Annotated in this window: 1 protein-coding gene and 1 pseudogene; one reads left to right on the top strand and one right to left on the bottom strand. The window is 66.0% G+C overall.

The window, feature by feature from the left end; all coding sequences use genetic code 11:
- Nucleotides 1–315: 315 nt before the first annotated feature.
- Nucleotides 316–1,347 carry an IS110 family RNA-guided transposase gene (locus tag J8J14_RS24425; protein ID WP_209382143.1) on the bottom strand — a complete coding sequence of 344 codons (1,032 nt, stop codon included), beginning with the start codon at nucleotides 1,345–1,347 and terminating at the stop codon, nucleotides 316–318.
- Between the two features lie 1,453 nt (nucleotides 1,348–2,800).
- Here J8J14_RS24425 and J8J14_RS24420 point away from each other — a divergent pair.
- Nucleotides 2,801–4,090, top strand: a pseudogene (locus tag J8J14_RS24420) (methyl-accepting chemotaxis protein); the annotation flags it as partial.

Below are 4,090 nucleotides of genomic sequence, written 5' to 3'. Positions count from 1 at the left end.
ACATGCTTGGCGAGATCGACGCCGATCGTGGCAATCTGCATGGCGGATGGCCTCCTCCTGGGGTGTTCGACAACCCTCATCTTGGCACTTCGATGCCGATCGGGGGCCATCCACCCCATCGGCTTCGGAGGCAAGCTCCCTGCCAAGATGGAGATCCGCGCGTTCTGGTCCTCATAAAATTCGCGGCGTCAGAGCGCCATTTTTTGCACCAGGGTTCCAGAACGCCGGTCGACTATCAGGCCATCTCGCTTCCACCCCCCGCAGACCTCAACCAGCCGCCCGCACCGGGTGAGCGCGAGCGGCTGACCCTTTGGGCTACGACACGGCCGCCGCCCTCACCTCGAACCGCTGCCCGCTGCGCAGCACCGCGCAGATGATCCGCGCCAGCTTGGCCGCGAGGGCCACCACCACGGTGTTCACGTGCGCCCGGGTGGCCAGGCCTCGTAACCAGGCGCCAAGCGGGGTTTCGCCCTTGGACAGCGTCGGCAACGCGGCACGGGCGCCGTGGATCAGCATCCTTCGCAGGTAGACGTTGCCTCGCTTGCTGATCCCCAGGAGTTTTGGCTTGCCTCCCGTGGTCATCTGCCGCGGCACCAGCCCCAGCCAGGCGGCGAGGTCCCGTCCTCGCCCGAAGGTCTCGGCCCTGCCGATTGCCGCCACCAGCGCCGTCGCGTTCAGCGGCCCGATGCCGGGAATGGTGGTCAGCAGCCGGGCAGCCTCATCGGCCCGAGCCTCGGCCGCGAACTCCTGGTCGAACGCCTCGATACGTCGGTCCAGCTCGCGCCACTCGGCCCGCTGGTCCTCCACCAGCAGCCGCACCCGCGGACTGAGCGGGACCCGCTCCTCGGCCAGCAGGGTCTCGAGGTAGACCTCCAGCTTGCGCCGACCCTGGGGCACGGTGATGCTGCGCTCCAGCAGAATGGCGCGCAGCTGGTTGATCAGCGCCGTCCTCTCGCCCACCAGCCGGTCACGGGCGCGATGCAGGCTCTGCACGTCGAGTTGTGCCTCGCTCTTGAGCTCGACAAAGCGCATGGTCGGACGGGTCGCCGCCTCGGCGATCGCCTCCGCGTCCCGCTCGTCGTTCTTCTGAGCCTTCACATAGGGCCGCACATACTCGGGCGACATCAGCCGAACCTCGTGCCCTGCCTCGCGCAGCCGCCGGCCCAGGTGATGCGCTCCACAGCAGGCCTCCATCGCCACGACGCACCCTGGCGACCCTGCCGCCAGCTTGACCACCCCGTCCCGGTGCAGCCGCCGTCGCAGGACCACCCGGCCCGCTGCGTCCAGCCCCACCACGCTGCAGCTGTTCTTGCCCAGATCCACCCCGAGAACCGCAATCTCCGTCATGGGTCAGCTCCCTTACGCCCCGGTTGCCCGGCCAGCCTACGCCAGCAGGACTGAGGGGCGGGCCATCCCATAAACTTTGACGCCCGACCGCTCCAGGCAGCCCGGTTGAACCGTTGATGAGGGTTTACGGAGCGCCGTTCTCGTGCGAGCCCGCCGGCGGCGGCAAGCCGGCCACCGTGAGCTTTTCCTGTGCCTGGGTTTGGAGCACTGCTCCGGCCGAGGAGAGCTGGCTCCGATCAGCAGCACCTAGGCGCGACGTCAACTCCGCTGGCTAAACGGCGGCGCACAGGCCATGATTGTCGTGGCGGAGCCGGCCGGTAGGCAGGGCATGGCGATGTCTCGTAATGGGAACGCGCCTCCGAAGCCGGTCAGCCCGCTCCATCGAAGCAGATCCGTTTCGAACGTCTAATGTTGGGCTAAGTAGAAGGTTTTCCGGGAGGTCGGATGTTACACAGGCTTGCGGCCGCCGCATTACTTGCATTGGGCTTGTGGTACTCGGACGCACGGGCGCAGGGCGGTGTCGGTAACTGGCCGTACTCTCTGCCCGTCAACTCAACTCTTACGCCGGCCTGCAACGCAGGTACGGAGGGCATGACCACCTGCTTCGGCGGTCGGCAATGCGTTTGCTACTTCGATCGCGGAGGAACCATGACTGGCCGCCGAGAAGGATACCGCTGGAACTGCGGCCTCCTGCGTCCGTCTTGCGCCGAGGCTCCCGTAGAGAGAGCTCAGCCGTCTCCCCAGATCTCCATAATTCCTCCCGCCTCTACGCATGACCCCGAAGGTCCCGTAGGCGCGCCAGGGATGCATGGACTCGGCGACCGCTTTTGGCGTTGAGGCTTTGTGATGGCAGGGATTGGCGCCGCATTCGCTAGCGTACTTAACTTGATCGACGTTCTTGCGGGTAGCTTGGGAGGACACGGACGGCGCTGCTTAGCGCGCCACTCTTGACCGCACCTGCTGTTGCCCTACTGACCAGTTGCAATGAATGTGAGCAGCGTTGCACTTACATAGACATCGTGTGGACGCTCTGGACAAATCAGCGGCCATTCTCTCGGACATAGCCAAGCTCATAATGTCGGGCGCGGGATGACGCCGGACGGGGCAGTGAGGGTACCGATGTGGCAGCGGATAGCCTGCGAAGCCTCGACGCAATTTCTGAGACGATGCGCCAGAGGAGTTCCGCCTTTAGCCTCCTGATAAATGCTTCCGTTAAGGTGTTTATGCTTCTGTATAGCCGGGAGCCTGCTTTGCATGCTGGAGCGCGCCTTCACTATCTTAGCGATGGCTGCAGAGCTCGAGAGTGATGCTACGTTCCAGGCAGCGGATAACCTCCGTTTCGACCTTGTCCTCGCATCGTCCATCGGTCCTACCCAACTCAGGCCCTTAACACTCAGTTAGCAACTAGACGGCACCAACTGAGACCAGTGCTGTAAGGGAGCCGTCCAGGGCTATGCGCGCGTTCCAGAACCTATCCGTCGCCCGGAAGCTCGGCGCCACCGCAGGGCTGGCTATGCTTCTCCTCACGGGACTAGTGGGCCTTGTCTGGTCGGAGCTGCAGGCGGTCGCCCAGCAGCAGAACAATCTACGCGGCGCGGCACGGGTGCTGGCCCTCGTAGAGCGCGCAGGAACCACCGCTACCGGAGCGCCGGTTGCGGAGGCCGATCTGAGCACCGCTCAGGACCTGCAGGCCGCCCAAGGTGCTGCCGCGAAGGCACGCGCGGCACTGGCCGCCGCTCGGACATTGGCCGAGGAGGCCGCCTCGGCTACCAATCTTCCAGCGGCGCGCGATGCTGCGCGCTCTGCCATTCCCGCGGCGGGCCGCTACGAGGCCGCGATTGGACGCATGCTGGAGGCGCGCTCACGCATCATCGACGCGCGCGACGACAAACTCTACCGCCTCAATTCTGAGTTTGATCAGGGTATGGAGGCTGTGCTGGGCGCGCTGGAGTTTGAGGTGCCGGATCGCTCCCAGGTGGACGAAGTGCGAAACCGGGTAATGGCCTTCAGCAACGCCGCGAACGAAGTACGGCTCGCAATCCAGCGTTTCCTGATTACGGGCGAGGAGGCGCAAGCGCGCCGGGTTCGCCGCGCAATAGCACAGCAGCGCGTGCATCTGCGCGGAGTGCTGTCCTTCTCACTATCTGACCGGCTCAAAGAGGATGCGAACCGTGTCGGCTTGTTGGCCACCGGGTTGGCGGACGCCTCCGAAACGATCCTGGCCACCATTGCCGACCTAGCGACGATTCGCCAAGAGCAGGCTGAGCCCAGCGCCTCTGCAGTCCGTGCCGCATTCGCCGAAGCAACCCGTATCTTACGCGATGATGAGGCGGCGCAGCGCGGCGCCATGGATGAGGCGCTGGCAGGTGTGGAAACCTTCACCCTGTGGATCGGCCTGGCGGTGGCGCTGATCCTGCTGCTCTCCTCCTGGGCCAGCGCCCGCGCCATCGGCGCGCCGCTGCGCCGAGCCGCGACGCGGGTGCGCGCGATCGCCTCGGGCGACACCGCGCCCGGCACGGCGGCCGAGCTGCGGGACCAGGCCAGCAAGGACGAGACAGGCCGCATCGCCGCCGCGCTCGAGGAGCTGCGGGGCACGGTGGGGCGGGCCTTCGCCCAGGCACAGATGATCGAGCAGATGCCGCTGGGGCTGATGGCGGCCGATCCCGCGCTCCGGATCACCCATGCGAATGCCGAGATGGCGGTGGTCCTTGCCCGGCTGGGCGTGGCGGAGCCGGTGGTGGGC

Origin of the sequence: Pararoseomonas baculiformis, from assembly GCF_017813395.1 — a bacterium.
In the GTDB taxonomy this organism is placed as follows: Bacteria; Pseudomonadota; Alphaproteobacteria; order Acetobacterales; family Acetobacteraceae; genus Roseomonas; species Roseomonas baculiformis.
The sequence above is the reverse complement of the archived record's forward strand: the minus strand, read 5'-3'. Positions and strand labels throughout refer to the sequence as shown.

Excerpts from the sequence above, each read along its gene's own strand:
- J8J14_RS24425 (WP_209382143.1), bottom strand. The coding sequence starts at position 1,347 with ATGACGGAGATTGCGGTTCTCGGGGTGGATCTGGGCAAGAACAGCTGC.